Origin of the sequence: Nonlabens sp. (assembly GCF_965657255.1) — a bacterium.
Classification (GTDB): Bacteria; Bacteroidota; Bacteroidia; order Flavobacteriales; family Flavobacteriaceae; genus Nonlabens.
The window spans coordinates 307,047-331,617 of sequence record NZ_CBFHNM010000003.1 but is presented as its reverse complement, the minus strand read 5'-3'; the positions used below and the strand labels follow the sequence as shown (position 1 = coordinate 331,617).

Below are 24,571 nucleotides of genomic sequence, written 5' to 3'. Positions count from 1 at the left end.
GCTCTATACAAGCGGTTGCAAATATAAGGAGTTCCTATATTATTCTCCACTAGGTGATGTTTTCTTGTTATCTTTTTCTCTCTCAGCTTTTCTAGCCTCGATTTCTGCTTGTTTCTTTGCTCTGGCTTCCTCTCTTACCGCTTTTATACTATCTCTTTTACGTTGACGGTCTGCCATCATCTTATCTCTACGCGCTTTATAAGCGGCAGCTTTTGCAGCTCTTGCAGAGTCTCGCAGTCTCTTTTGTTCATTACGAGCAGCATCGCGTTCAGAGATTGCCATTTGAATCTTTTCTTTCCTATCCTCTTTAGCTTGCTCTTTTTCTTCTTTCTTCTCTGCCTCTATTACTGATAAATAAGGCTCGTCCTTCTCCATTTCCTGGTTGGATCGTTTATCTTCTGCCGCTTTTCTTTTTCCTGTTCTACCTATCGCTCTAAGTACTTGATCACTTAAATCATGGCGATCTGCGCTGTACAAAAGTGCTGCTTCAGAACTATCAACTAATAAATCGTATTTCTTTTGATTTCCTATTTTCTGAATTTCATTAAAAACTTGATCCTGTACTGGCTGTATTAACTGCTGTTTTTGTAATAGAAAATCTCCTTGTGGACCAAAACGTTTTTGTTGATATTCTGAAAGTTCTTGTTGCTTTAGTGCAATGTCCTCTTCTTTCTCTTCAATTAGCTCTTTAGTAAGCAATACTTTTTCATTTTGAAGAGATGCTTTCATTTGAGAAATTTCATTTCCCATTTGATCAATCTCTTGCTTCCATTTTTGCATTTTCTGGTCTAATTGCCTGGAAGCTTCTTGATACTCTGGCACACTCTCTAGAATGTACTCCATATTCACATAGCCTACTTTAATACCTCTTTGCGCTTTCGCGAAAGCGAAACTAAAAAAGGAAACGATACCGATAACTAAAATCTTATTTTTCATAAGTCTATTTGTTTATTGAAATAATCATGCCATGATTAAAACTGCTGGCCTATTATAAAGTGAACGTTCCAACCGCTAGGATCTTGTGTTGGAGCATTAGGAACTGCATCAAATCCATAACCAAAGTCAACACCTAGAAGACCAAATGCTGGCATAAATATACGTAATCCCGCTCCAGCAGATCGCTGAACTTCAAATGGATTGTAATTTCTAAAGCGATCGTAAGAACCTGCTGCTTCTGCAAATGTAAGCACATAGATAGACGCGGCTTGCTCTAAGGAAATAGGGTAACGCAATTCTAAAGAATATTTATTATAAACGGTATCACCATCATTACTAGTTGTTAAAGCACTGTTATCATAACCACGCATTCTAATAATGTCACGACCATCTAGAGAAAACGCTCCTAATCCATCTCCTCCTACAAAAAATCGCTCAAAAGGAACGAGTCCTCTATCGTTATTATATGCACCTAAGAAACCAAATTCTGTTTTAGTTTGTAAAATTAATTTTTCATAAAGCTGTGTATACCAAGTTCCTTCAAATTTAACTTTATAAAATTCTAAGAATTTAAAACGTTCTTGATCGATTTTTCCTGGATCTGCAATACCGTTAGTTTGAAATTCTGGATTGTCTTCGATATTTTCATAATCAACTCCATTCCATAAGGAATACGGCAAGGTCATTTTTGCAGTAAGTGAAAAAGAGGATCCATAAGTAGGAAAAATAGGATTAACACCTACGTTATTACGACTTAAACCTATAGTATATGCTAAGTTATTGGAAAAACCATTAGGGAAATTGAACAATTGACTTTGAAAGTTTTTTAAATTATAATGCTGAAAAGAGATCGCCTGAGAAAACTGAAAATATTGATCTGGCCATTCCAATCTTTTTGCGATTCCTATAGTTCCACCGGTAATAAGAAAACGTTGATTTCTATCAACTTCTCTAAAGTTTTGCTGATTCACACGGAATTGTTCACTATGTGAAAAGGACACGTTAAAAGAAACTGGTTTTTTACCACCTAACCAAGGTTCTGTAAAGTTTAAACTATAGGTTCTAAAAATAGTACTAGCTTGTGCTCTTACTGCAAGAGTTTGTCCATCTCCCATAGGAACTGGCTGATAGGCTTCACCATTGAATAAATTGCGTAGAGAGAAGTTGTTAAATCGCAATCCTAAGGTTCCTACAAATCCACCACCACCGTATCCACCTTGTAATTCTATCTGACTAGCACCTGCTTCAACAAGTTCATAATCTACATCTACTGTTCCTTCTTCCTGATTTACATTCTTTAATTGTGGATTAATCTTTTGTGCATCAAAGAATCCCAATTGACCTACTTCACGTATAGAGTTAATAATCTTCTGACGAGAATACTTTTCACCTGGTGACGTTCTTATTGCTCTATAAATCACGTGGTCATTTGTTCTAGTATTACCACTTACCGTTACATTATTGAAATATGCTTCTTTTCCTTCTACAATTCTAATTTCAAAATCTATCGTATCATTCTCTACTCGAGTTTCTACAGCGTTTACGTTTGAAAAAAGATAACCGCTATTTTGATATAGGTTAGTTAAATCGTCAGAATCTGGATCTTGTGGATTGCTTATTCGTTCATCAAATGCAACACCATTATAGACATCTCCTTTTTCTACTTTGATTAATCGTTTTAACTGATCATCTGTGTAGACAGTATTTCCTACAAACTTAATGTCTCCAAAATAATATTTCTTTCCTTCTTCTACCTTAATGTTTAATGCAATTGTTTTGTCGCTTATTTTTGTTAAGGTGTCAGAAATTACACGGGCATCGCGATATCCACTTTCTTTATATTTATCTACAATAGAAACTAAATCTTGCTGAAAATCTTCTTCTATATATTTAGATCTTTTGAAAAGCCTGTAAAATACTTTTTCCTTAGTGTTAGACATAGCGCCTCTTAATTGTTTATCACTAAGTTTTTCATTACCATCGAACGTTATAGTGGAAATTTTAACCTTTTTACCCTTATCAATATCAATTTTCATATTCACGATATTCTTTCCAGTGGTATCTGGAATCGTGCGCGTCTTTACCTTTGCATCTGCATAAAGAAATCCTTTTTTCCTATACTTATCTTCAATAAATGATCTCGTAGTGGTGACCAGATTCTCAGTAGCTTTACGACCTCTAGTAAGTTGTAATTCTTCTTTAAGATCCTTAATCTGACCTTTACGTAACCCTTCTATAGTAACATCGTTAAGGTTAGGAACCTCAATGATGTTAATTTCTAGATTTATTGTATCGATAATATCATCGTTAGGGTCTCCTATGATATCTGTAGCAAATATTCTAATGTCGCTAAATAACTTTAGGTCCCACATTTTCTTCACTACCTGACTAATTCTTTCTCCAGGAACAAATACCTCTTCTCCTTTGCGCAGTCCAGTAAATGCTATTACGGTATTTTCATTATAGGTTTGACTTCCTGTAACGGTAATCTCACCTAGTTTATATTTGGTAGCATCTCCTATTGCAAGGTCGCTTCTTTTTTCTTGAGCATATATTGCCGTACTTAATGATAAGCACAATACAAATAGTAGCAAGTTTGCTAACTTTTTTGTCATTCTATAATTGTTCACTTGTTTTACCAAACCTTCTTTCTCTATCTTGATAATTATGTATCGCTTCTACCAGATGTTCTTTTCTGAAATCTGGCCACAGCACTTTTGTAAAATATAATTCGGCATAAGCGATTTGCCATAAAAGGAAATTGCTAATGCGTTGTTCTCCACTGGTACGTATCAATAAATCCACATCAGGCATATAGCTAGTATATAGATGTTTACTGATGACATCAGTATCAATTTGATCTATATCTAACGTACCTTCTTTAACCTGACTGGACACACTTTTAACAACTGAAATTAGCTCTTCTCTAGACCCATAACTTAATGCTAGAGTAAGGTTCATTTTACCATTATCCTTTGTAAGCTCTATGACTTCTGATAGTTCTTTTTGTGCTTTTTCAGGTAATAAATCTAATCGACCTATTGCTTTAAGAGAAACGTTATTTTCTTGTAGCGTAGAGAGTTCTTTCTTAAGACTGGAAACCAGTAGTTTCATTAAAGTATCGACTTCTAGCTTAGGTCTATTCCAATTCTCTGTGCTAAAAGCATAAAGAGTAATATTCTCTACTCCTAATTCTCCACAAACCTCAACCGTTTGACGGATTGCTTTTGCACCTTTTTCATGACCTCGCACTCTCATCAAACCTTGTTTCTTTGCCCACCTGCCATTACCATCCATGATAATTGCTATGTGCTTAGGAATTTTAGTTGGATCGAGTAGTTCTAATACCATAATTAAAAGTTACAATAACAAGGTTTACGACCAAAGGTATATGTAAGTGTCACACCACTAAATACATACCAGTCATTGTTATTGATATTACCAAATTTCAAACTGTCAAAATCCATATCGCCATCTGGATTACTTCCATCTAAATTATCGGTAAAGGTATATCGAGCGCCTATCTCTGCAGCGAGAATCAGTTTAGGCGTGATGTTAGTCTTTACTCCTAATACAATTGGGATCGCAATATCGATTGATTTATCATACTCTTCCAACTCATTTGTGTTATTTAGTGCAAACGAACTGTATTGAAAGGCGGTTAAACCGGTATATAAATAAGGGACGAGCTGAGGCTTACCAGAATATAATTCCCAATCCCAAAATGTATACTCAATTCCTACACTTGCTTCTAAAAGAGAGTAATTATATTTTAATCCACGTAAATCTCGAGAGATATCGTCACTATCGTTATCATCTCCTATCATGTTTGCAGATATGATGCTCGCTCTAAAACTGTGTCTAGAACTGCGATTCCATTTGAACATTGCTCCTATAGCACCATCAGAAATCTGGATATACTGTGTGCTTCCTACATCACCTATTACATTTGATGTCCCTGCAAAAAGACCAACTTCATAGGTTTGCGCTTTCGCGAAAGCGAAACTGAAAAAAATAATAAAAATAAATAATGACCGCATGGATTTTTTAAAACGTGCAAATATAACAATTCTCTTTACCCAGCATGAGGTTTACATGCTGGATTCTAATATTGAAAACATGGAATGGGTAATTTTATTGCTTAATTGCGTTTATCTTCTCCCCACAAAAGTTTTTCTCTTAAAGTTTTGATGAAACTTTGATCTTTTAGTTCTATCAAGTCAATGGTAAAGTTGGACTTTCTAAGTGTTAAAACTGCTTCATTAGGAAAGGAGGCAATACGATTATCTAACGATGCTAAAAACTGGTCTTCTCTACCACTTACTTTTATCGTAATTTCTGTGTTATCAGGAATTACTAAAGGTCTTGCATTTAAATTATGAGGCGCGATAGGAGTAATAACAAAAGCATCTGTATCTGGTGAAATTACAGGACCTCCACAGCTTAAACTATAACCGGTTGATCCCGTAGGCGTTGATATAATTAAGCCATCTGCCCAATAAACCGTCAATAATTCTTGATTTAGTTTGGTTTCAATTTGAATCATACTAGTAGTATTCATCCTACTTACTGTAACTTCATTAAGTGCAAAATTATGAGGCTCAGGATGGTTTTCTTCATGAGAAGATGTCAAGGTTATGAGTGTACGTTTACTTAACGAGTAAGAGCCTCTGTATAAAGCTTCTACAGCGTTAACGAGATGGTCTTTATGCAGCATAGCTAAAAAGCCTAACCTTCCTGTATTGATCCCAATAACAGGAATATCTACATTACCTATATAAGCAACAGCTCTAAGAACGGTACCATCACCTCCTATACTTATTAATATATCATAAGACTCGTCTAACATTTCAAAAGACTGAAGATCTTGAGCAATATCATTACCTATCAGTAAAGTATGGAAATCTGATTCTACAAGAACTTCACAGTTTTTTTGCTTTAGCAACCTTATTAATTCCTCACATGTAGAAACCGTATCATCGTGCAGGTAGCGACCATATATAGCAACTTTTTTCATCTAGATATTTAGGTATTTGTTCAAATAATCTGAACGCTCTTTAAGAGTATCAAGAAAAGAATCCTCTTCTGCCGCGCTTACTATTTCATAACTATATCTTCTGAAAGTCTGAAGCACACGATTAAGGTTTTGAGGACTTAATTTAAGGGTAATTTCAGACATGTGATCCTTGTAAGAACTTACAAAACAACCAAATACTTTAGAATCATTAGACTCTACTATTTGTGCAATTTCACTAAAACTATAATCTGTTGATCCTTTTTGCACAACCACAACAGCACCTGATTCATACATAAATGGAGTATCGTTGAAAAACTCCATTATATCTTTGAGTTCTAAATATCCTAAGTAATCATTATCCTGATTTAAAACTGGCATGATATTGCACTGGTGTTGAGCAAACGCCTCTAAAATATCAAGCCAGTGAGTATCTTCTTTTACATGAAAAGCAGTAAAAGAGTATTTAACTTCTTCTAGAGTCTGATTAGATTCAAAACAATGCGCATCATTTTCTGACAAGCAACCTAAATAGACGCCTTCCTGTACTATAGGAAGATGAGAATAGGTCAATTGAGAGAATATAGCTTGCGCTTTAGACATTTGTGAATGCTTATCTAAAGGCTTTACATCATTAATAATATATTGATCTATATTCATGAGAACAAAGTTTATTGCAAATTAATCAATTCTTCACTTATGGGTCTGTTGTAATCCTTCGTATTTTTGGAAATAAAAAGAACTATGGCAATTTTAAGTGTAAATGTCAATAAAATAGCAACGTTACGCAACTCTAGAGGCGGCGATGTGCCTAATCTAGTTAAAGTAGCGTTAGATCTAGAAAGGTTTGGTGCACAAGGGATCACTATTCATCCTAGACCAGATGAGCGTCATATTAAATATCAAGATGCAAGAGACTTAAAAAAAGTGGTGCAAACAGAACTTAATATTGAAGGAAACCCTATTGAGAGTTTTATCAATTTAGTTGATGAAGTACAACCAGCACAAGTAACTTTAGTTCCAGATGGACCAGATGCGCTCACTTCAAATGCAGGATGGGATACCATTAAACACAAAAATTTTCTTACAGATATAGTAAAGCATTTCAAAGATCAAGGAATACGTACTAGTATTTTTGTTGATCCAGTGGTAAGTATGATTGAAGGCGCAGCACAAACCGGTGTCGACCGTATTGAGTTATACACTGAAGATTTTGCACGGCTCTATCTACAAGATAAAGAAAAAGCTATCGCCCCATATATTAAAGCTGCAAATAAGGCTACAGAGTTAGGTATTGGCATTAACGCTGGACACGATCTTTCATTAGAGAATATCAAGTTTTTTAATGAACAATTACCTGATTTAATAGAGGTATCCATTGGACATGCTTTAATTGCAGAAAGTCTTTATCTAGGACTTGAAAATGTAGTAAACATGTATAAAGCGAGACTTGCATAATGTTACATTCAATTATTTTAGGAGAAGGACAACCGTTTTTAATCCTTCATGGATTTTTAGGAATGGCAGACAACTGGAAAACACTAGGTCGTCAGTGGAGTGAAAACGGCTATCAAGTGCATCTAATTGATCAGCGCAATCATGGTCGCAGCTTGCATAGCAATGATTTTAACTATGAAATCATGGCACAAGATGTCAAGGATTATTGCGATAAACACAACCTTCAAGACATCATCCTTTTAGGTCATAGTATGGGTGGGAAAGTAGCAATGAAATTTGCTGAACTACATGAAAGTTACTTGAATAAGATAATTATTACAGACATTGCTCCTAAAGAATATGCGCCACATCATAGTGATATCATTAATGGATTAAGAAGTTTAAATTTTGATCTTATTAAATCACGCAGTGATGCCGATGAAATGCTAGGAAAAGTCATTCCCGACTTTGGCACGCGTCAGTTTTTATTAAAGAGTCTCTATAGAGTAGATAAAAACAGGTACGGATGGCGGTTTAATTTAGAAGTTTTAGGAGCTGCTCAAAATAAAGTAGGCATTCATCAACCTTTGTCTAACACTATTAAAACTCCTGCTTTATTTATAAGAGGTGGAAGATCTGGTTATATTTTGGACAGCGATAAAATGTTAATTGATCACGCTTTCGCGAAAGCGGAATTAAAAACCATCAGTGATGCTGGACATTGGTTGCATGCAGAGAAACCGCAAGAATTCTTCACATTTGTTATGGAATTCTTAAAATAAAAGTTATTATGCAAGCATAATAACAACGAAAACGCTTGCGTAATATTAATTAAATATTAAATTTGACACATATAAATTCAATATATACTACAAACCTTTGATTATGAACAAAATAAAAGTTTTTGTTGTACTTTGTTTGATATCTACATTTGCTTTTGCAGGTGGATATCGTGTTAGTACACAAAGTAACAAACAGTTAGCAATGGGACACACAGGTGTTGCCGTCGTTAATAGTGCTGACATCCTATTCTTTAACCCAGCTGGTATAGTTCATTTAGAAAATAAACTAAACATCAGTGCTGGTGGATTCGGTGTATTTTCTGATGTAAAATTTCAAAACCAAGAATTCGGTACTACATCTGAAACCGATAGCCCAACAGGTACGCCTCTTTATCTTTATGCTACTTATAAAGTTACTGAAGATTTTTCAGTAGGATTAGGAGTTTACACACCATATGGTAGTAATGTAACCTGGCCTACAGACTGGTCTGGTTCTCACCTAGTAAATGAGATTGAATTAAGCGCTATTTTTATTCAACCTACTTTATCTTATCAATTATTTGATAGTGTAAGTATAGGTGGTGGTCCTATCCTAGCAATAGGTGGCGTATCATTTAATAGAAACGCAAGTAGAACTCTTACAGATGAAGAAGGAAATAGATCTAATATAGGCATTGAAGATTCTGGTGTTACTTCATGGGGATGGACAGCAGGTCTAATGTTTACACCGACAGATCGCTTTTCATTGGGTTTTAATTATCGCTCTTTAATTAACATAGACAGTACAGAAGGAACAGCAACATTCTCTAACTTCCCAAATAGTACACTAACACCAGCAAACGGTGAGACCAGTTTTACTGCAACTTTACCACTACCGGCAGAACTTACGCTTGGTGTAAGTTATAAGATGTTTAACGATAAGTTATTACTAGCTTTTGATTACAATAGAGCTCTATGGAGTGAGTACAATAGTTTAGATCTTGAATTTGGTAACGGTGCAACCTCTATTAATCCTAGAAACTATAAAGATGCTTCTACTTACAGATTTGGTGCACAATATGCAGCGACTGATAAGTTAACAGTAAGAGCTGGATATTACTTTGATGAGTCTCCAGTACAGTCTGGATTTTTTGCCCCAGAAACTCCACGTAATGATTCTGATGGTTATACTTTTGGACTTTCTTTTCAAGCAACACCTAAATTATCTATTGACACCTCTTTCCTTTTCTTAAAGTTTAGAGAAGTAACAGAATCTTATGACTTTTACTTTGATACAGGTTCTCCTGTTCCAGCTCCTTTTGAAGGAACTTACAAGTCATCAGCTTTTATTGCTGGTCTAGGTATAACTTATAGCATGTAAAAAATAAAATCATGAAAAACTTAAATATAAAATTAATCGCCCTTTTTATTGCCAGTGCAGCAATAGTAAGTTGTGATGAAGACTTTGACAATCCTATTGAAGATGGCGGCACGTACACATCTGGAGAAGCAGATTTTTCAAAATACGTAACTGTAGGTAACTCTCTAACCGCTGGTTATGCAGATGGAGCACTTTATTTGAGCGGTCAACAAAATTCATTTCCCAATATAATCGCAGGTCAGATGCAATTTGCTGGTGGTGGTGAATTTAACCAACCGCTAGTAAATGATAATACTGGTGGATTACTAGCAGCTGGTTTTCAAATATTACCTAACCGCTTTGTGCTTGCATCAGACGGAATGGGTAATCCTGCTGGACCTGCAGTATTTACTGGCGCAGCTCCTACAACTGACATTACTAACAAGGTAACTGGACCATTAAATAACTTTGGTGTGCCAGGGGCAAAAGTATTTCATCTTGCAGCTCCAGGTTACGGCGCACTATCTGGTGTTGCAACAGGAACTGCAAATCCATACTATGCTAGATTTTCAAGCTCTGAATCGTCTACTATAATAGCAGATGCTGCGGCAGCAAATGGAACATTCTTCACTCTATGGATAGGAAACAATGACATTTTAGGCTACGCAACTAATGGTGGGACTTTTACTAACCCTTTGACTGGAGAAACAACTCAAGCATTGGACCACAACGTGACCAACAATATAACACCATCGAGTTATAGTTCTAGTGATATTACTAACAACAATGTATTTGCTGGAGTGTACCAACAACTCGTTGCCGGACTTACTGCAAACGGAGCGAAAGGAGTTTTAGTTAACATACCAGATGTTACTTCGATACCTTTCTTTACAACTGTGCCATCACAAGCTCTTAGCCCAGCAGACCCAACTTTCGGTCCACAAATACCATTACTTAATCAGGTTTACGGCGGCCTGAATCAAATATTTACAGCCTTCGGTCAGCCAGGTCGTCAAATTTCTTTTTCTACAACTGGTGCTAGTGGACTTGTCGTTAGAGATTTGGACTTAGCTGATTTATCACAAAACCCAAATTTTGTTAATGCATTAGTTCCATTAGTTCAAGGTATTGGTGCCTCTTTCAATTTGACACTGACTGCTGCTCAAGCTACTGGATTAGCGCAAATTTTGGCTCCTCAATTTGGTCAAATCCGTCAAGCAACACCAAGTGATCTAATAACTTTTACAGCGGCGCCATTACTAGGCGGGAACAATCAGCAACTCTTTGGAACCTTAACAGGTGCTGGATTACCAGTAGAATTAGCTGGTGCTCTTACTGCAAATGGTGTCACTTTTCCTTTAGGTGATCAGTTTGTACTAGATGAAGATGAACAAGCTGCGGTAACAACTGCACAAACTGCATATAACGCGACTATAGAAGGACTTGCTCTAGCAAACGATCTTGCCTTTGTGGACGCACGTGCTGCACTTGCTCAAGTAGCCTCTACAGGTGTTGCTTTTAACGGTGGTGTTTTAACTTCTACTTATGCAACTGGTGGTGGATTCTCTTTAGATGGAGTACATCCTACAGCTAGAGGTTATGCATTTACTGCAAACACAATAATCGATGCTATAAATGCTAAATATGGTTCTACCTTGCCAAAAGTAGACATAGGCGCATATTCTACGATCCAATTAAGTGATCAAGTTCAGTAACTCTTTTTATTACTTGAATTAAATATAATCTGCTGTTGATTTGATCAACAGCAGATTTTTTATTTTTACAAAAAATACCCTTATGAAATTTATTGTTAAACTACTTATCACCGCAGCTCTAGTCATGGGCTTATCAGAGATACTTCCAGGTATTGAAACAACAGGTTATCTAAGTGCTATTCTGGTGGCACTTTCCTTATCTTTTTTAAACTTTATTGTAAAACCTATTCTTGTCATACTTACACTACCTGTTACCATTGTAAGCTTAGGGTTATTCCTACTCGTCATTAATGTAATTATTATTTATCTAGCTGATTGGTTAGTAGGTGGATTTGAAGTAGAAGGTTTCTTTTGGCCATTTATGTTTTCATTACTTCTAGCTTTAGCACGTTCCATTTTATTTAAAATGTTAGATAAAGAGAATAATTAATTGAATCTTCAACAAACAGCTGCATAAGAAACAGATAAGTAGTTCTAAGAGCTGAACTACCTAATTCCCAAAGCGATATTAAACGCTTTGATAGCAAGTAAATAAACGCTAATTTTGCACCCCAAATTTAACAGCATATAAAAGTCTTTAAATGAACATAAAACGTACTGACTCAGACGCGCTTAACGCAACAATTACATTAGAAGTTGAAAAAGCAGATTACCATCATCAAGTAGAAAATGTTCTTGCAAATTATCGCAAAACAGCAAATATTCCAGGTTTTAGAAAAGGACACATACCTGTAAGCCTTATAAATAAAAAGTACCGTGTACCAGTATTAGTGGAAGAGATCAATAAATTGATTCAAGCAGAGCTTAATAAATATATCACTAGTGAAAATTTGAACCTTCTAGGAAATCCACTTCCTAAGAGTCAGGACAACATTAATTGGGAAAATGAAGAGTTTACTTTTGAATTTGAAGTAGGACTTGCACCAGAATTTGAAGTAGACGTAAAAGGTAAGAAAGCCATTACACAGTACGAGATCAAAACTGATGATAAAACTATCAACAATCAGATCGATCGCATACGTGAAAACTACGGAAAATTAATCGCAAAGAAAGAAGTTGCAGAAGGTAATGAAGTAACTGGTGTTTTCAGAAACGATGAAGAAGAAATCAATGCAGACGCGACTTTCTCTACATCAAAAATCAAAGGAAAAACTAACCTTAAGAAGTTTATCGATGCAAAAGTAGGAGACACTTTAGAATTGAAGACAAAAGGTCTTTTTGAAAATGATCAAGATCTTGCTACTTTCTTAAAGTTAGATTCTGCAAAAGCTGATGGACTTAAAGTGGATGTAACTTTTGAAATCACTGAGGTGAATGAAAGAGAAAAAGCAGAATTGAATCAAGAATTCTACGATAAACTTTTCGGTCCAGATACTGTAAAAAGTGAAGACGAATTAAGAGAAAAACTGCGTGAAGATGCTGCAAAGCAATTTGCACAGCAAACAGATCAAAAATTATTGACTGACATTACAGAGTCTCTAATTGAAAATACTAAATTTGATCTACCAGCAGACTTCCTTAAAAGATGGATCGCAAATAATGGTGAGAATCAATTTACAGAAGAAGAAGCTGCAGAAGAGTATAACCGTTCTGAAAAAGGTTTAAGATACCAATTGATTGAATCTAATATTGTAAAGAATAATGAAGAACTACAACTAAAGTTTGAAGATCTTCAAGATTATTCTCGCACCATGATACGTCAGCAAATGGCACAATACGGTCACATGGATGCTACTGATGAAGAAGTAGATCAAGTTGTAGCACGTATCATGAGCAATCAAGATGAAGTAAAACGCATGAGTGAGCAACTTCAAAATGAAAAAATGTTGAAGTTTTTCAAAGAGAACGCAAAGCTTAAGAAAAAAGAATTGACATACGAACAATTTATTGAAGAAGCTTACAAGCCACAATAAAGTTCAAACCTATCAATAATTCATATCTTTAGGCGTTGACTTTTATCAAATAGTTAACGCCTTTTTTATCTTACACCTAGTATTATTACAACATGGATATATCTAAAGAATTTGAAAAATTTGCCGTAAAAGATCAAGGAGTTAATCCTATGTATTACGATAAAATAATGGGTAGAATGTACCCAACTAATCTTACTCCTAACATTATAGAAGAGCGCCAGATGAATGTGGTTGCCATGGACGTATTTTCACGTTTAATGATGGACCGTATTATTTTTATGGGTCAAGGAGTAAACGATCAAGTAGCAAACATCATACAAGCACAATTGCTTTTCTTAGAAAGTGCAGATGCTAATAAAGACATCCAGATCTATATCAACTCTCCTGGAGGTAGTGTTTATGCTGGTTTAGGTATTTATGACACGATGCAATTCATAAAGCCAGACGTGGCAACTATTTGTACTGGTATGGCAGCAAGTATGGGCGCAGTCTTACTTTGTGCTGGAGCCGAAGGTAAAAGAAGTGCGCTTCCACACAGTCGTGTGATGATTCATCAAGTTTCAAGTGGTGTTCAAGGTCAGGCTAGTGATATTGCTGTTACTGCTCGTGAGGTTGTAAAACTTAGAGAAGAATTGTACACTATTATTGCAAAACATTCTAAGCAGTCATACGACAAGGTGTATACAGACTCTGATCGTGACTACTGGATGAAGGCTGATGAGGCTAAGGAATACGGTATGATTGATGAAGTTTTAAGGAGAGACTAAGGTAAATTAGGTTAAAATGTTTGTGCTTATTTCGCTTTCGCGAAAGCGGTATCATCAACATCTTCTTTAATCCAATAGAAGTAATGAGAACTATTCCTATAAAATTATAAAACAGTCTCACTTAAAGGACACAGGATATCGTGTCAAAAATAAAAATATGAGTAAAGAACAATTAGAATGTAGCTTTTGTGGGCGCAATAAAGCAGAAACCAATTTGCTTATTGCAGGATTAGACGCGCATATCTGTGACCGTTGTATTGAGCAAGCTCATGGAATCGTTTTAGAAGATACCGCAGTAGAAAAGCCAGGTGTTACTAACGCAGAGTTAGAACTGAGAAAACCTAAAGCCATTAAAGCATTTCTTGACGAGTACATTATCGGTCAAGAATTTACTAAAAAAGTAATGTCTGTAGCTGTTTACAATCACTACAAAAGATTGTTACAAAAAGATACTGATGACGATGTAGAAATACAGAAGTCCAATATTATGATGGTAGGACAGACAGGAACCGGTAAAACACTTATTGCAAAAACGATTGCAAAAATGTTGAACGTACCACTTGCCATTGTAGACGCAACCGTACTAACTGAAGCTGGTTATGTAGGTGAAGATGTAGAAAGTATATTAACTAGGTTACTTCAGGCAGCAGATTATGATCTAGATAAAGCTCAAACCGGAATCGTTTTTATTGATGAGATAGATAAAATTGCTCGCAAGAGCGATAATCCATCGATTACAAGAGATGTTTCTGGAGAAGGCGTGCAACAAGGTTTATTGAAATTACTAGAAGGAACAGTTGTTAATGTACCGCCTAAAGGTGGTCGTAAACATCCAGACCAAAAATTTATTGAAGTTGATACAGAGAATATTCTATTCATTGCTGGTGGTGCTTTTGACGGTATAGAAAAAGTAATCCGCAAGAGATTGAATATGCAAGCAGTAGGTTTTAACGCAAGTATGTCTAACGATGGTGTGGTAGAAAAAGACAATTTATTACAGTACATTATTCCTAAAGATATCAAAGATTTTGGGATGATACCAGAGATTATAGGTCGTTTACCAGTTCTTACCTATATGAATCCACTAGATGCTAAAACATTAAGAGCGATTCTTACAGAACCTAAAAACGCTATTATCAAACAATATCTGAAGCTTTTTGAAATGGATGATATCGAGTTTTCCATTACAGATGAAGCACTTACTTACATTGTAGAAAAGGCGATTGAATACAAATTAGGTGCTCGTGGATTACGATCTCTTTGTGAAGCAATCCTTACTGATGCCATGTTTGACATGCCAGGTAGTAGTGACAAAAAACTAGTAGTCACTAAAGAATATGCCGATTCAAAACTCAATAAAAGTGCGATACAGAAATTAAAAGCGGTGAGTTAAATTCTTATACAATTTTAGAAATATCCTTTGCGTTTTTATAATGCAAAGGATATTTCTTTTTTGTGAACAATCATCTTAAATTGCATACGTTAAATAGCACAGTGAAAAAACACCTCTCAAATATATTTCTAGTAATACTAATCGCATTGACATTCATACAATGTGCTAAACGAGGTCGTCCTACTGGTGGACCACTAGATGAACAACCTCCAGTAATTTTAAGAGCCTTTCCAGATAACTATTCTAGAAACTTTAAAAATCAGGTTATTGAGATCGAGTTTGATGAGTTTGTAAAATTAAAAGATTTACAAAAACAGCTAGTCATATCACCACCTTTAAAGACTAGACCGATTATATCACCTCAAGGTAGTGCTTCAAAAAAAATTACCATAGAAATTACCGACACTCTTCAAGACAACACGACTTATGTGCTCAACTTTGGAGAAAGTATTGTGGACAATAATGAAGAAAATCCATATCCCTTTTATAAATATGTTTTCAGTACAGGTAACGTAATCGACTCTTTAACTTTAAAAGGTAAAATAACAGATGCACTTAATTATAAAGCAGAAGAATTTGTAAGCGTACTGCTTTATGAAGTTAATGAAACTTACACCGACAGCGTGATTTACAAAGAATCACCACGATATGTATTGAATACGCTAGACAGTTTAACCACCTTCACGATGGAAAACCTGAAAGAAGGAACATACAAAATGGTAGCTCTTAAAGAGAAAAATAGCGATTTAAAATTTGATCCTAAAAGAGATAAAATAGGATTTGTTTCTGGCACTGTTAGCGTTCCTAGCGATAAGGTGCACGAATTAAGAATGTACCAGCAAGAACTAGATCCTAGCATAAAAAGAATCACACAGCAAGCAGAATCAAGACTTTACGTAGGTTATACCGGTAATATAGAAGACTTAATTATAGAACCTATTCAAAAAAAATCTCTAATTCAACAAAGTCGTCTAACGCAATTAGAAAAAAAAGATACTTTACAATACTGGTACAGACCTAAAATTGAGCAAGATTCTGCCATATTTACAACTACTTTAGAAGGTAAAGTAGAAGAATTCAATGTTCGTTTGAAAGAACTTGATAAAGATAGTTTGGTTATTAAAAAAGGAAGCGAATTCTCATTACGCAATGCAGCAAGTTTCACCGCATCTACTCCTATTGAAAAAATCGATATGACTTTAATGAAGCTCATTGATAAGGACAGTGTAGAGATTTCCTTTACTACAAGGCTGGACAGTCTTAAAAACAAAGCTTATTTAGATTTTGAAAAGAAAGAAGAGCAAAAGTACAATCTCACCATGTTACCTGGCACATTTACAGATTTTTACGGAGAAATGAACACAGATACACTATCGTATAACTACACTACTAAAAAAGAAAATGCTTACGGTAATTTTAGTATAACACTTTCAGGAGGTAGTTCTTTTCCTGTTATCATTCAAGTCACTAAAAAAGACTTGACTATTGAAGCAGAGCTATCAGTTAATGAAAATGGCACCTATGATATTTTTTATCTAAATCCTGGAGATTACTACATAAGGGTTGTTTATGACACAAATGGAAATGGTAAATACGATCCAGGAAATTTCTTGAAAGGTTTACAACCAGAAGAAGTAGTTTATAATCCAGAACTTATACAACTGCAAGCAAACTGGGACAGAAGGTACACACTCAATTTAAAGTAAAATCATCTCTATCTTCTAGAAATCGTAATTTAGAACGGTATTTCTCTATTTCAGATTTGTGTATTTCTACTGTTTCAATTCCTTCTTTCTCCCAAGGATGAATTAATAATTCATGACCTAGCACATTATAAACTTGAGAATGACCATTATAGTCCATTCCTGTCCCATCAGTACCTACTCTATTAACACCTATAGAATAACACATGTTTTCTATTGCACGAGCTTTTAACAATGCGTCCCAAGCATTAACACGCGGCACTGGCCAGTTAGCAACATAAATAATTACATCATAATCTTGAGTGTTTCTTGCAAAAACTGGAAAACGTAGATCATAACATATCTGCAAATTAAATCTCCACCCTAAATATTCAGCAATTGCTGGTTCTTCACCTCTTTGATACACTTCATGCTCACCTGCAAGCGTAAACGTATGCGTTTTATCATAAATAGTAGAAGAACCATCTGGTCGCATAAAAAAACCGCGATTCACATACGTATCTCCTTTTTGAAACATAACACTACCATAAATGGCAAAATTCCCTTTTGCAGCATGACCTTTCAAATAATCTATTATTCCTGAATCACAAGCTAAACCCTTAGGTTTCATAGAAAAACCAGTAGTAAACATTTCCGGTAAAATAACGAGATCAGTACCACAGTAAAGTGATTCTAGCTTTTTTGAAAATCGATCTAGGTTTTCTTTAGGGTTTTCCCAAACTAAATCAGTTTGTATCAAGGAAACTTTTAAAGTGCTTTTATTCATAATCTTTGAGTGACATTAATTACCATCGCAATAATAGTTTATAATGCTAAAACCTTACTTAATCATAATTTACACAATACTACGACTGTGACTTAGAACTGAATTAAGCATTCATAATTTCCTCAATTTCCTCTGCTTCAATAGGAATATCTCTCATTAGATTAAAAGGAGTACCACTATTATTAATCACAACATCATCTTCTAATCGAATACCAAAACCTTCTTCTGGGATATAAATTCCAGGCTCTACAGTAAACACATTACCAGCTTGCATAGGTTCCCAAAGAATCCCATAATCGTGAGTATCTAATCCCATATGATGGGAAGTACCATGCATGAAATATTTTTTATAAGCAGGCCAGTTAGGATCTTCATTTTGAACATCAGCTTTATCAAGCAAGCCTAGCTCTAATAATTCTTTAGTCATTAATTTCCCTACCTGTACATGATATTCTTTCCACAATGTACCAGGAACAAGCATCTTAGTCGCACCATTCTTTACTCTTAAAACTGCGTTGTATACCTGCTTTTGTCTTTCTGTATAACGTCCATTAACAGGAATCGTACGAGACATATCGCTGGCATAATTTGCATACTTTGCTCCTGCATCAATTAGCATTAAGTCACCGCTTTTGCACTCTTGATTATTCTCTATATAATGTAGAACATTTGCATTATTACCACTCGCGATAATTGGAGTGTAGGCAAATCCATCACTACGTCTTCTTATAAACTCGTGTAGAAACTCTGCCTCTACCTCATATTCCATTACACCAGGTTTTAAGAAATTCAATACACGGCGGAAACCTGCATTTGTAATATCACAAGCCTTTTGAATTAAATCAATTTCAATTTGATCTTTTACGGATCGCAATCTTTGAAGAATCGGCGCCGACTTTGCATAATTATGAGCAGGAAATTGTTCTTTTGTTTTCTTAATAAAGCGATCTTCACGAGACTCTAATTCTACTGACTGGCGGTAATGTTCATTAGTGTTAAAATAGATCGTTTCGCATTGCGTCATCATTTCAAAAAACTTCTTATCAAAGTCGCTTAACCAGTAAACGGTTTTAATACCGGTAACTTCTGTCGCTTTTTCTTTGGTTAGTTTTTCTCCTTCCCAAACTGCGATATGCGCATTAGTTTCTGTTACAAAAAGAACTTCTCTATGTGCAGGATCTGGACATTCTGGAAAAAGAACTAGAATCGTGTGTTCTTGATCTGCACCACTCAGGTAAAATAAATCCCTGTTTTGAGAAAAAGGTAACGTGCTATCTGCACCAGTTGTAAACACATCATTAGAATTAAAAACAGCAAGACTGGATGGCTTCATTTTTGCCATAAAGTTCTTACGGTTCTTAATAAAAAGTTGTGCATTTATAGGATGATATTTCATTGTAAAATCTGTAAAATAGTTAGGAATCTGTTAGGAATTCCGCTTTCGCGAAAGCAGAATTACAAAACGATAGCAAGGTAACAATAGGCAATAAGATGGCAAAGGAATGTAGAATTGATTAACACTCCTAATTGAAAAATTGTTTCCAAGGAATCACGAAACGAAGGACTAAAACCCAAATCAAGAAAAAAGTAGCCATTCCAGAAGGATACGATTGCTTGTTTAAAATTGCAGGTAATGCTGCAACCAGTAGCCAGCTGCCTTTATAAATCAATTGTAACATTAACACAGGACTCATTTTTACAGGAAACAGTAGCCCCATAATTGATAGTAAAAATATAGCAAACCACAGCGCACCGACCAATCTGAATGATTCTGAATATTGAAACATATTTTGAAAAACAGAATGCAAAGCTGTCCGAGGAAAAAACAAAGCCGTAATACTGATTCAACCAGCGACTATAATATTAGCCAGGTAAACGATTTTAAGCGCAATCATTAATGACTTTTCTTTTTCTTGCGATTCTTCATAAACGTAACCACTAATAGTAATACAATAAGCAATACCACACCGATGATAAAATACCTAGCAGCTTCCATAATATATAGGTTTAGATTGAATTACTAATTTAAAGTATTTCTATCAATTAAAAAAGAGACAGTCTTTTGCCTGTCTCTTTTCAATTATGTAAGTCGTTTAAAACTTTAATCCACATAAACACCATTATCTGGTATTGCAAAAGTAATTGTATCCAGTCCTGCCCGATCGACATCTACTCTAGTAAAAACTCTAGGCTCGTCTCTTGCGTCTACAGGCTTTCCTTCTTCTACAGTATACCAAGTCAACTCTTCAGGAAGTAGCAAACCGTTTACCTCTTGCCATTTGTTGTATTTGATATAACTGTATTGATCTGATTTACCTTCCTTACCGTATGTAACGGTATACGCAAGCCATTCCATTTTCTTTGTTTTAGGATGGTAATACAGTATGTAATTATCGTCTGGCGCATCACCTATGTTTGCTTCATAACCTATTTTTATTCCTGGATATATCAGACCATCTTTTTCTAACGACGCTGCATCACTATAAACTATTCCATCGTCAGCAAGTAAAAAGGGCATCGCATAGAAGTAAAACATGAGGTTGTGGTAAAAACGAGCTCTTGCTTCTGGAAAATGAGTGCTGTCCTGTGCGATCCATACTTTTCCATCTTTAGAACCTATGGTATGCGTCGGTGCTTTTACTACTATATCTCTAGTTTGAAGATCAGTTATAGTTTCTTGATCATCCATAACATAAGTCATGCTTCTCATTGCCGACCAGTTTTGAAGACCACCATGAGCAGCAAAAACCTCTCTCAACGATTCTGGATATTTGGTGAGATCTACGTTTACTTTTTCTAGAGCTTTATTAGTGTCTGTAGAAAATTGTTCTTTTTCTTCGGTTTTGCAAGACGTCAATAGCGTCATTACAATTAAGGCTAGCATTATTTTTTTCATAAATGAAAAGTAAATAAACAGTATCACGATTTTGTTACAGATATAATAAAGTTGGCATTTCAAAGCGCTTTTCATTTCTATATTCGTCTTCAAAGTCCTTATCTTTAAAGTCCAATAAAAAACGCATTATGAAACAGATATTATCTTTTCTATTAATCAGTTCATTTCTCATTTCTTTTGCCCAAAACCCAAAGGCAACTCCAACTATGGAAGTTCAAAATGGGCTTTCACAAATGGAACAAATGGCACAATCATCGCCATTCAAAAAGTTAGAGTTTAAAAACATAGGCCCAACGGTGATGTCTGGTCGTGTGGTAGATGTAGATGTTAACCCTAACGACCCAACAGAAATGCTTGTTGCTTATGCAAGTGGTGGATTATGGCATTCTAATAACAACGGTACCAGTTTCACACCTATTATGGATAACGCAAGCACCATTAATCTAGGTGATATTGCGGTAGACTGGGAATCCAAAACTATTTGGGCTGGAACTGGAGAAAATAATTCTAGTCGTAGTAGCTATGCTGGGATCGGATTATTAAAATCTACCGATTGGGGTAAGACATGGAGTAAACCTATGTTAACCGATTCCCATCATATAGGTCGTATTTTAATCGATCCTAAAAACGCAGATCATGTAGCGGTAGCCGTAACAGGACCTTTATATTCTCAAAGTGATTCTAGAGGAATTTACACTACAAAAGATGGTGGTGCAAGCTGGAAAAAAACACTTTTTGCAACAAATATAGCTGGGTTTATAGATCTCGCTGCAGCACCAGAAGATTTTAATGTAATGTATGCGGCGAGTTGGGAAAAAGATCGTAAAGCGTGGAATTTTGATGGTGACGGCGATGCCAGTGCCATTTATAAAAGCACCGACGCAGGACAAAGTTGGACTAAAGTAACTACAAAATCCAGTGGCTTTCCTGTCGGTAGTGGTGTAGGACGAATAGGTCTTGCCGTTTACGATGCAAATACCGTTTATGCTGTTCACGATTCTCAATTTAGGAGACCTAAAAAAGAAGATGATTCATCAAAAGATGAAAATAAAAACCTTTCTAAGGATGATTTTCAGAAGATGTCCAAAGAAGCGTTTTTAGCATTAGAAGATAAAAAACTCAATACGTTTCTTAAACAAAACGGCTTTCAAGAAAAATACCGAGCGCAAAATGTAAAAAACATGGTTCGCGCTGGTGACGCAACCCCAATGGATGTTGCAAAATATCTTGAAAATGCAAATACGCAATTATTTGATACACCAGTTAAAGGAGCAGAATTGTACCGTTCTAATAACGGTGGAAAAACATGGAAAAAAACACACGATGGACAGATAGATAATGTTTTCTACAGCTACGGTTACTACTTTGCTCAAGTTAGAGTTGATCCTAGCGATGTAAATCATGTTTACGTTATGGGTGTACCAATTATCAAATCTGATGATGGTGGTAAAAATTGGAAAAGCATCTCAAAAGAAAATGTCCATGCAGACCATCACGCACTTTGGATCAATCCAAAAAAACGCGGTCATATTATTAATGGAAACGATGGTGGATTGAACATCTCTTATGATGATGGAGATACTTGGATCAAAAACAACTCGCCTAGTGTAGGGCAATTTTATGCGATCAATTATGATATGGAAAAACCATATAACGTTTATGGTGGCTTGCAAGATAATGGTGTTTGGGTAGGCGCACACAATGCTAGAGAAGATCGATCATGGCATCAACAAGGACAGTATCCGTGGGAATCCATTATGGGTGGTGATGGAATGCAAATACAAATAGATTCTAGAAATAGCGATATCGTTTATACAGGATATCAATTTGGTAATTATTACAGAATTGATCGTGGCACCGGAAAAAGCACTTATATCCAGCCCAAACATGAATTAGGAGAATCTCCTTACCGTTTCAATTGGCAAACTCCTATATTATTGAGTTCTCACAATCAGGACATCCTTTATTTAGGAGGCAATAAACTGCACAGATCTATGAATCAAGGAGACGACTGGACAGCCATTTCTCCAGATCTTACTCAAGGTGGTAAAGAAGGAAACGTAGCTTATGGAACGCTTACTTCTATTAGTGAATCTCCATTTCAATTTGGTTTGATTTATACAGGATCTGATGATGGATTAGTCCAAATTACAAAAGATGGTGGAGCATCATGGAATGAGATAAAAGGCAACTGGCCAGCAAACCTTTGGGTAAGTCGTGTAGTGGCAAGTGCTCATAAAAAGGAACGTGTTTATGTAACGCTTAATGGTTATCGATTTGATGACTTCGCTACTTATGTATATAAAAGTGACGACTATGGTAAAACGTGGAGCAATATAGCAAGCAGTATTCCTACCTCGCCGGCAAATGTAATTATCGAGCATCCTAAAAAAGGAAACATACTTTTCTTAGGAACAGATAATGCTAGCTATATCAGTACCGATTCAGGAAGTACTTGGGATCTCCTAAACAATGGCATGCCGCCGGTTGCTGTTCATGACATGAAAATACAGCCAGAGGCAAATGATCTATTGATAGGAACGCATGGTCGTTCTATTTACACAGCAAATCTGGATGCGTTAGAGTTGTTAGGTCAAGATAGAAATGAATTTGTCACCGGTTCATCAGGAACTTCTTTTAAAATGGCAAAGGTTGACAAAATGAGAGCTTCGTCTAGATATGGATCACAAGGTTTTATGTGGAGTAAAGGACCAGAGCCTGAAGTCCAACTGACGTATTACACACCTATGGCTGGAAAAGTTAAAGTAGAAGTACTTAATGAAGAAGGAAAAACCATTTATGAAAATGGAATGACGGCAAGTATTGGGTTAAACTTTTACACTTATGATGGATCTGTAGGATCGTATGCTGTAAAACGCTTTGACAAAGAAAACCGACCTAAGAAAGCTGACAATGATAAGTACTACTTACCTAAAGGAACTTATACAGTTAAATTAACAGGAAGTGGTGGAACCGCATCGCAGGAGTTGGTAGTGGAGTAACATTTTTTGAACTTCTTTATTTCATAAGGGCAGAATTAATTCTGCCCTTATCAAAAAGTCCTGTTAACCTAAGAATAAATATGAAACACTACTTTTTAGTTCTTGCACTTTTGATACTGAGTTGTGGTGAAAAACAATCACAACAAGAAGAATTATCCTTTATGAAAACAACCATCCAACTAGAAAACGAGCAAGTTTCTATTGATCTTTCAAAACCTCATGATATCAGTATTGCTGTTCAAAATAATGCTGGTGTGGGCGCGTGGTATATCGACCAGCCTGTGATTAAACATGTGGAAGTAGACGGTTATGTTGGGAATGTAAAATTGGGCGGTTCAACTAATTTTAATGACGTGAATTTTAATCCGCATAGTCATGGGACGCACACAGAATGTATAGGTCATATTACGGAAGACTTTCATAGTGTTAACGATGCACTGGATGGCACTTTCTTTAAAGCGCAATTGATGAGTGTTACGCCACAAGAAATGAAGGGTGATTTAGTCATTAATGAATCTGTAACGGCTAACTTAAAAGCTGGTGTAACAGCTGTTATTTTACGTACGATGCCTAATCCTGAGAGTAAGAAACAAAAAAGATATTCTAATACAAATCCACCATATGTAGATGCTGGCTTGATGTTACGCTTTCGCGAAAGCGGAATCAAACACATTTTAATAGATCTTCCCAGTGTAGATAAAGAGAAAGATAATGGCGCGTTGCTGGCACATAAAGCTTTTTGGAATTTTGATGGAGAGCAACGGCTGGATGCAACCATTACCGAATTTATTTATGTGCCTGCGGTAGTAAAAGATGGTTTGTATATGCTAGATCTTCAAGTAGCGCCTATTGAAAATGATGCTGCGCCATCACGTCCTATTCTCTACGAGATATTGTAAATTTGAAAT

22 protein-coding genes are annotated in these 24,571 nt (G+C 35.7%); 11 read left to right on the top strand and 11 right to left on the bottom strand.

The window, feature by feature from the left end:
• Nucleotides 1–39: 39 nt before the first annotated feature.
• The 6 genes from ACTF54_RS05810 to ACTF54_RS05785 form a co-directional block, all read right to left on the bottom strand.
• Complete coding sequence (locus tag ACTF54_RS05810) at nt 40–936, bottom strand: OmpH family outer membrane protein (protein WP_438968926.1); 897 nt, start codon at nt 934–936, stop codon at nt 40–42.
• A 35-nt stretch (nt 937–971) separates the two neighbouring features.
• A complete protein-coding gene (gene bamA / locus ACTF54_RS05805; RefSeq protein WP_438968925.1) occupies nt 972–3,551 on the bottom strand; it encodes an outer membrane protein assembly factor BamA in 2,580 nt (859 codons plus the stop codon).
• A gap of 1 nt (nt 3,552) precedes the next feature.
• Nucleotides 3,553–4,287, bottom strand: a complete 735-nt coding sequence (locus ACTF54_RS05800; RefSeq protein WP_347196773.1) for an isoprenyl transferase — start codon at nt 4,285–4,287, stop codon at nt 3,553–3,555.
• Nucleotides 4,288–4,289: 2 nt separating this feature from the next.
• Nucleotides 4,290–4,976 carry a DUF6089 family protein gene (locus ACTF54_RS05795; RefSeq protein ID WP_347196774.1) on the bottom strand — a complete coding sequence of 229 codons (687 nt, stop codon included), beginning with the start codon at nt 4,974–4,976 and terminating at the stop codon, nt 4,290–4,292.
• Nucleotides 4,977–5,077: 101 nt separating this feature from the next.
• Entirely contained in the window at nt 5,078–5,953 is an 876-nt protein-coding gene (locus ACTF54_RS05790; protein WP_438968924.1) for an NAD kinase, read from the bottom strand.
• Nucleotides 5,954–6,610 carry a CBS domain-containing protein gene (locus ACTF54_RS05785; protein WP_438968923.1) on the bottom strand — a complete coding sequence of 219 codons (657 nt, stop codon included), beginning with the start codon at nt 6,608–6,610 and terminating at the stop codon, nt 5,954–5,956.
• A gap of 84 nt (nt 6,611–6,694) precedes the next feature.
• On the opposite strand from ACTF54_RS05785, the gene ACTF54_RS05780 reads away from it, so the two are divergent.
• From ACTF54_RS05780 to ACTF54_RS05740, 9 genes are all read left to right on the top strand, one after another.
• The gene (locus ACTF54_RS05780) at nt 6,695–7,408 is read left to right on the top strand and encodes a pyridoxine 5'-phosphate synthase (RefSeq protein WP_347196777.1); all 714 of its coding nucleotides are present in this window, start codon (nt 6,695–6,697) and stop codon (nt 7,406–7,408) included.
• Nucleotides 7,408–8,169, top strand: a complete 762-nt coding sequence (locus ACTF54_RS05775; RefSeq protein WP_347196778.1) for an alpha/beta fold hydrolase — start codon at nt 7,408–7,410, stop codon at nt 8,167–8,169. Before ACTF54_RS05780 ends, ACTF54_RS05775 begins: the two co-directional genes overlap by 1 nt.
• Nucleotides 8,170–8,272: 103 nt before the next feature.
• Complete coding sequence (locus tag ACTF54_RS05770; RefSeq protein ID WP_347196779.1) at nt 8,273–9,529, top strand: OmpP1/FadL family transporter; 1,257 nt, start codon at nt 8,273–8,275, stop codon at nt 9,527–9,529.
• Between the two features lie 11 nt (nt 9,530–9,540).
• Nucleotides 9,541–11,223: an SGNH/GDSL hydrolase family protein gene (locus ACTF54_RS05765; protein ID WP_347196780.1), complete on the top strand. Its 1,683-nt coding sequence runs from the start codon at nt 9,541–9,543 to the stop codon at nt 11,221–11,223.
• Nucleotides 11,224–11,305: 82 nt separating this feature from the next.
• Nucleotides 11,306–11,653, top strand: a complete 348-nt coding sequence (locus ACTF54_RS05760) for a phage holin family protein (protein WP_438968922.1) — start codon at nt 11,306–11,308, stop codon at nt 11,651–11,653.
• A 151-nt stretch (nt 11,654–11,804) separates the two neighbouring features.
• Nucleotides 11,805–13,136, top strand: coding sequence for a trigger factor (tig, locus tag ACTF54_RS05755; RefSeq protein ID WP_438968921.1), 1,332 nt, complete (start codon nt 11,805–11,807; stop codon nt 13,134–13,136).
• A 92-nt stretch (nt 13,137–13,228) separates the two neighbouring features.
• Nucleotides 13,229–13,903, top strand: coding sequence for a ClpP family protease (locus ACTF54_RS05750; protein ID WP_347196783.1), 675 nt, complete (start codon nt 13,229–13,231; stop codon nt 13,901–13,903).
• A gap of 157 nt (nt 13,904–14,060) precedes the next feature.
• Complete coding sequence (clpX, locus tag ACTF54_RS05745) at nt 14,061–15,296, top strand: ATP-dependent Clp protease ATP-binding subunit ClpX (protein WP_438968920.1); 1,236 nt, start codon at nt 14,061–14,063, stop codon at nt 15,294–15,296.
• Between the two features lie 101 nt (nt 15,297–15,397).
• Nucleotides 15,398–17,002 (top strand): Ig-like domain-containing protein, encoded by a 1,605-nt coding sequence (locus ACTF54_RS05740; RefSeq protein WP_347196785.1) that lies wholly within the window; start codon nt 15,398–15,400, stop codon nt 17,000–17,002.
• Here ACTF54_RS05740 and ACTF54_RS05735 read toward each other — a convergent pair.
• From ACTF54_RS05735 to ACTF54_RS05715, 5 genes are all read right to left on the bottom strand, one after another.
• Nucleotides 16,989–17,765: a nitrilase family protein gene (locus ACTF54_RS05735; protein WP_347196786.1), complete on the bottom strand. Its 777-nt coding sequence runs from the start codon at nt 17,763–17,765 to the stop codon at nt 16,989–16,991. The two genes, ACTF54_RS05740 and ACTF54_RS05735, sit on opposite strands and share 14 nt — an antisense overlap.
• Before the next feature lie 103 nt (nt 17,766–17,868).
• A complete protein-coding gene (locus ACTF54_RS05730; protein ID WP_347196787.1) occupies nt 17,869–19,161 on the bottom strand; it encodes an aminopeptidase P family protein in 1,293 nt (430 codons plus the stop codon).
• Nucleotides 19,162–19,288: 127 nt separating this feature from the next.
• Complete coding sequence (locus ACTF54_RS05725) at nt 19,289–19,483, bottom strand: hypothetical protein (protein WP_438968919.1); 195 nt, start codon at nt 19,481–19,483, stop codon at nt 19,289–19,291.
• Nucleotides 19,484–19,659: 176 nt separating this feature from the next.
• On the bottom strand, nt 19,660–19,761 hold the full coding sequence (locus ACTF54_RS05720; protein ID WP_438968918.1) for a GGIII-like transmembrane region-containing protein: 102 nt from the start codon (nt 19,759–19,761) through the stop codon (nt 19,660–19,662).
• Between the two features lie 105 nt (nt 19,762–19,866).
• Entirely contained in the window at nt 19,867–20,661 is a 795-nt protein-coding gene (locus tag ACTF54_RS05715) for a DUF6503 family protein (protein ID WP_347196788.1), read from the bottom strand.
• A gap of 128 nt (nt 20,662–20,789) precedes the next feature.
• Between ACTF54_RS05715 and ACTF54_RS05710 the strand changes: the two genes are divergently transcribed.
• Complete coding sequence (locus tag ACTF54_RS05710) at nt 20,790–23,663, top strand: WD40/YVTN/BNR-like repeat-containing protein (protein WP_347196789.1); 2,874 nt, start codon at nt 20,790–20,792, stop codon at nt 23,661–23,663.
• 80 nt (nt 23,664–23,743) lie between these two features.
• Entirely contained in the window at nt 23,744–24,562 is an 819-nt protein-coding gene (locus tag ACTF54_RS05705) for a cyclase family protein (protein WP_438968917.1), read from the top strand.
• Nucleotides 24,563–24,571: the final 9 nt, after the last annotated feature.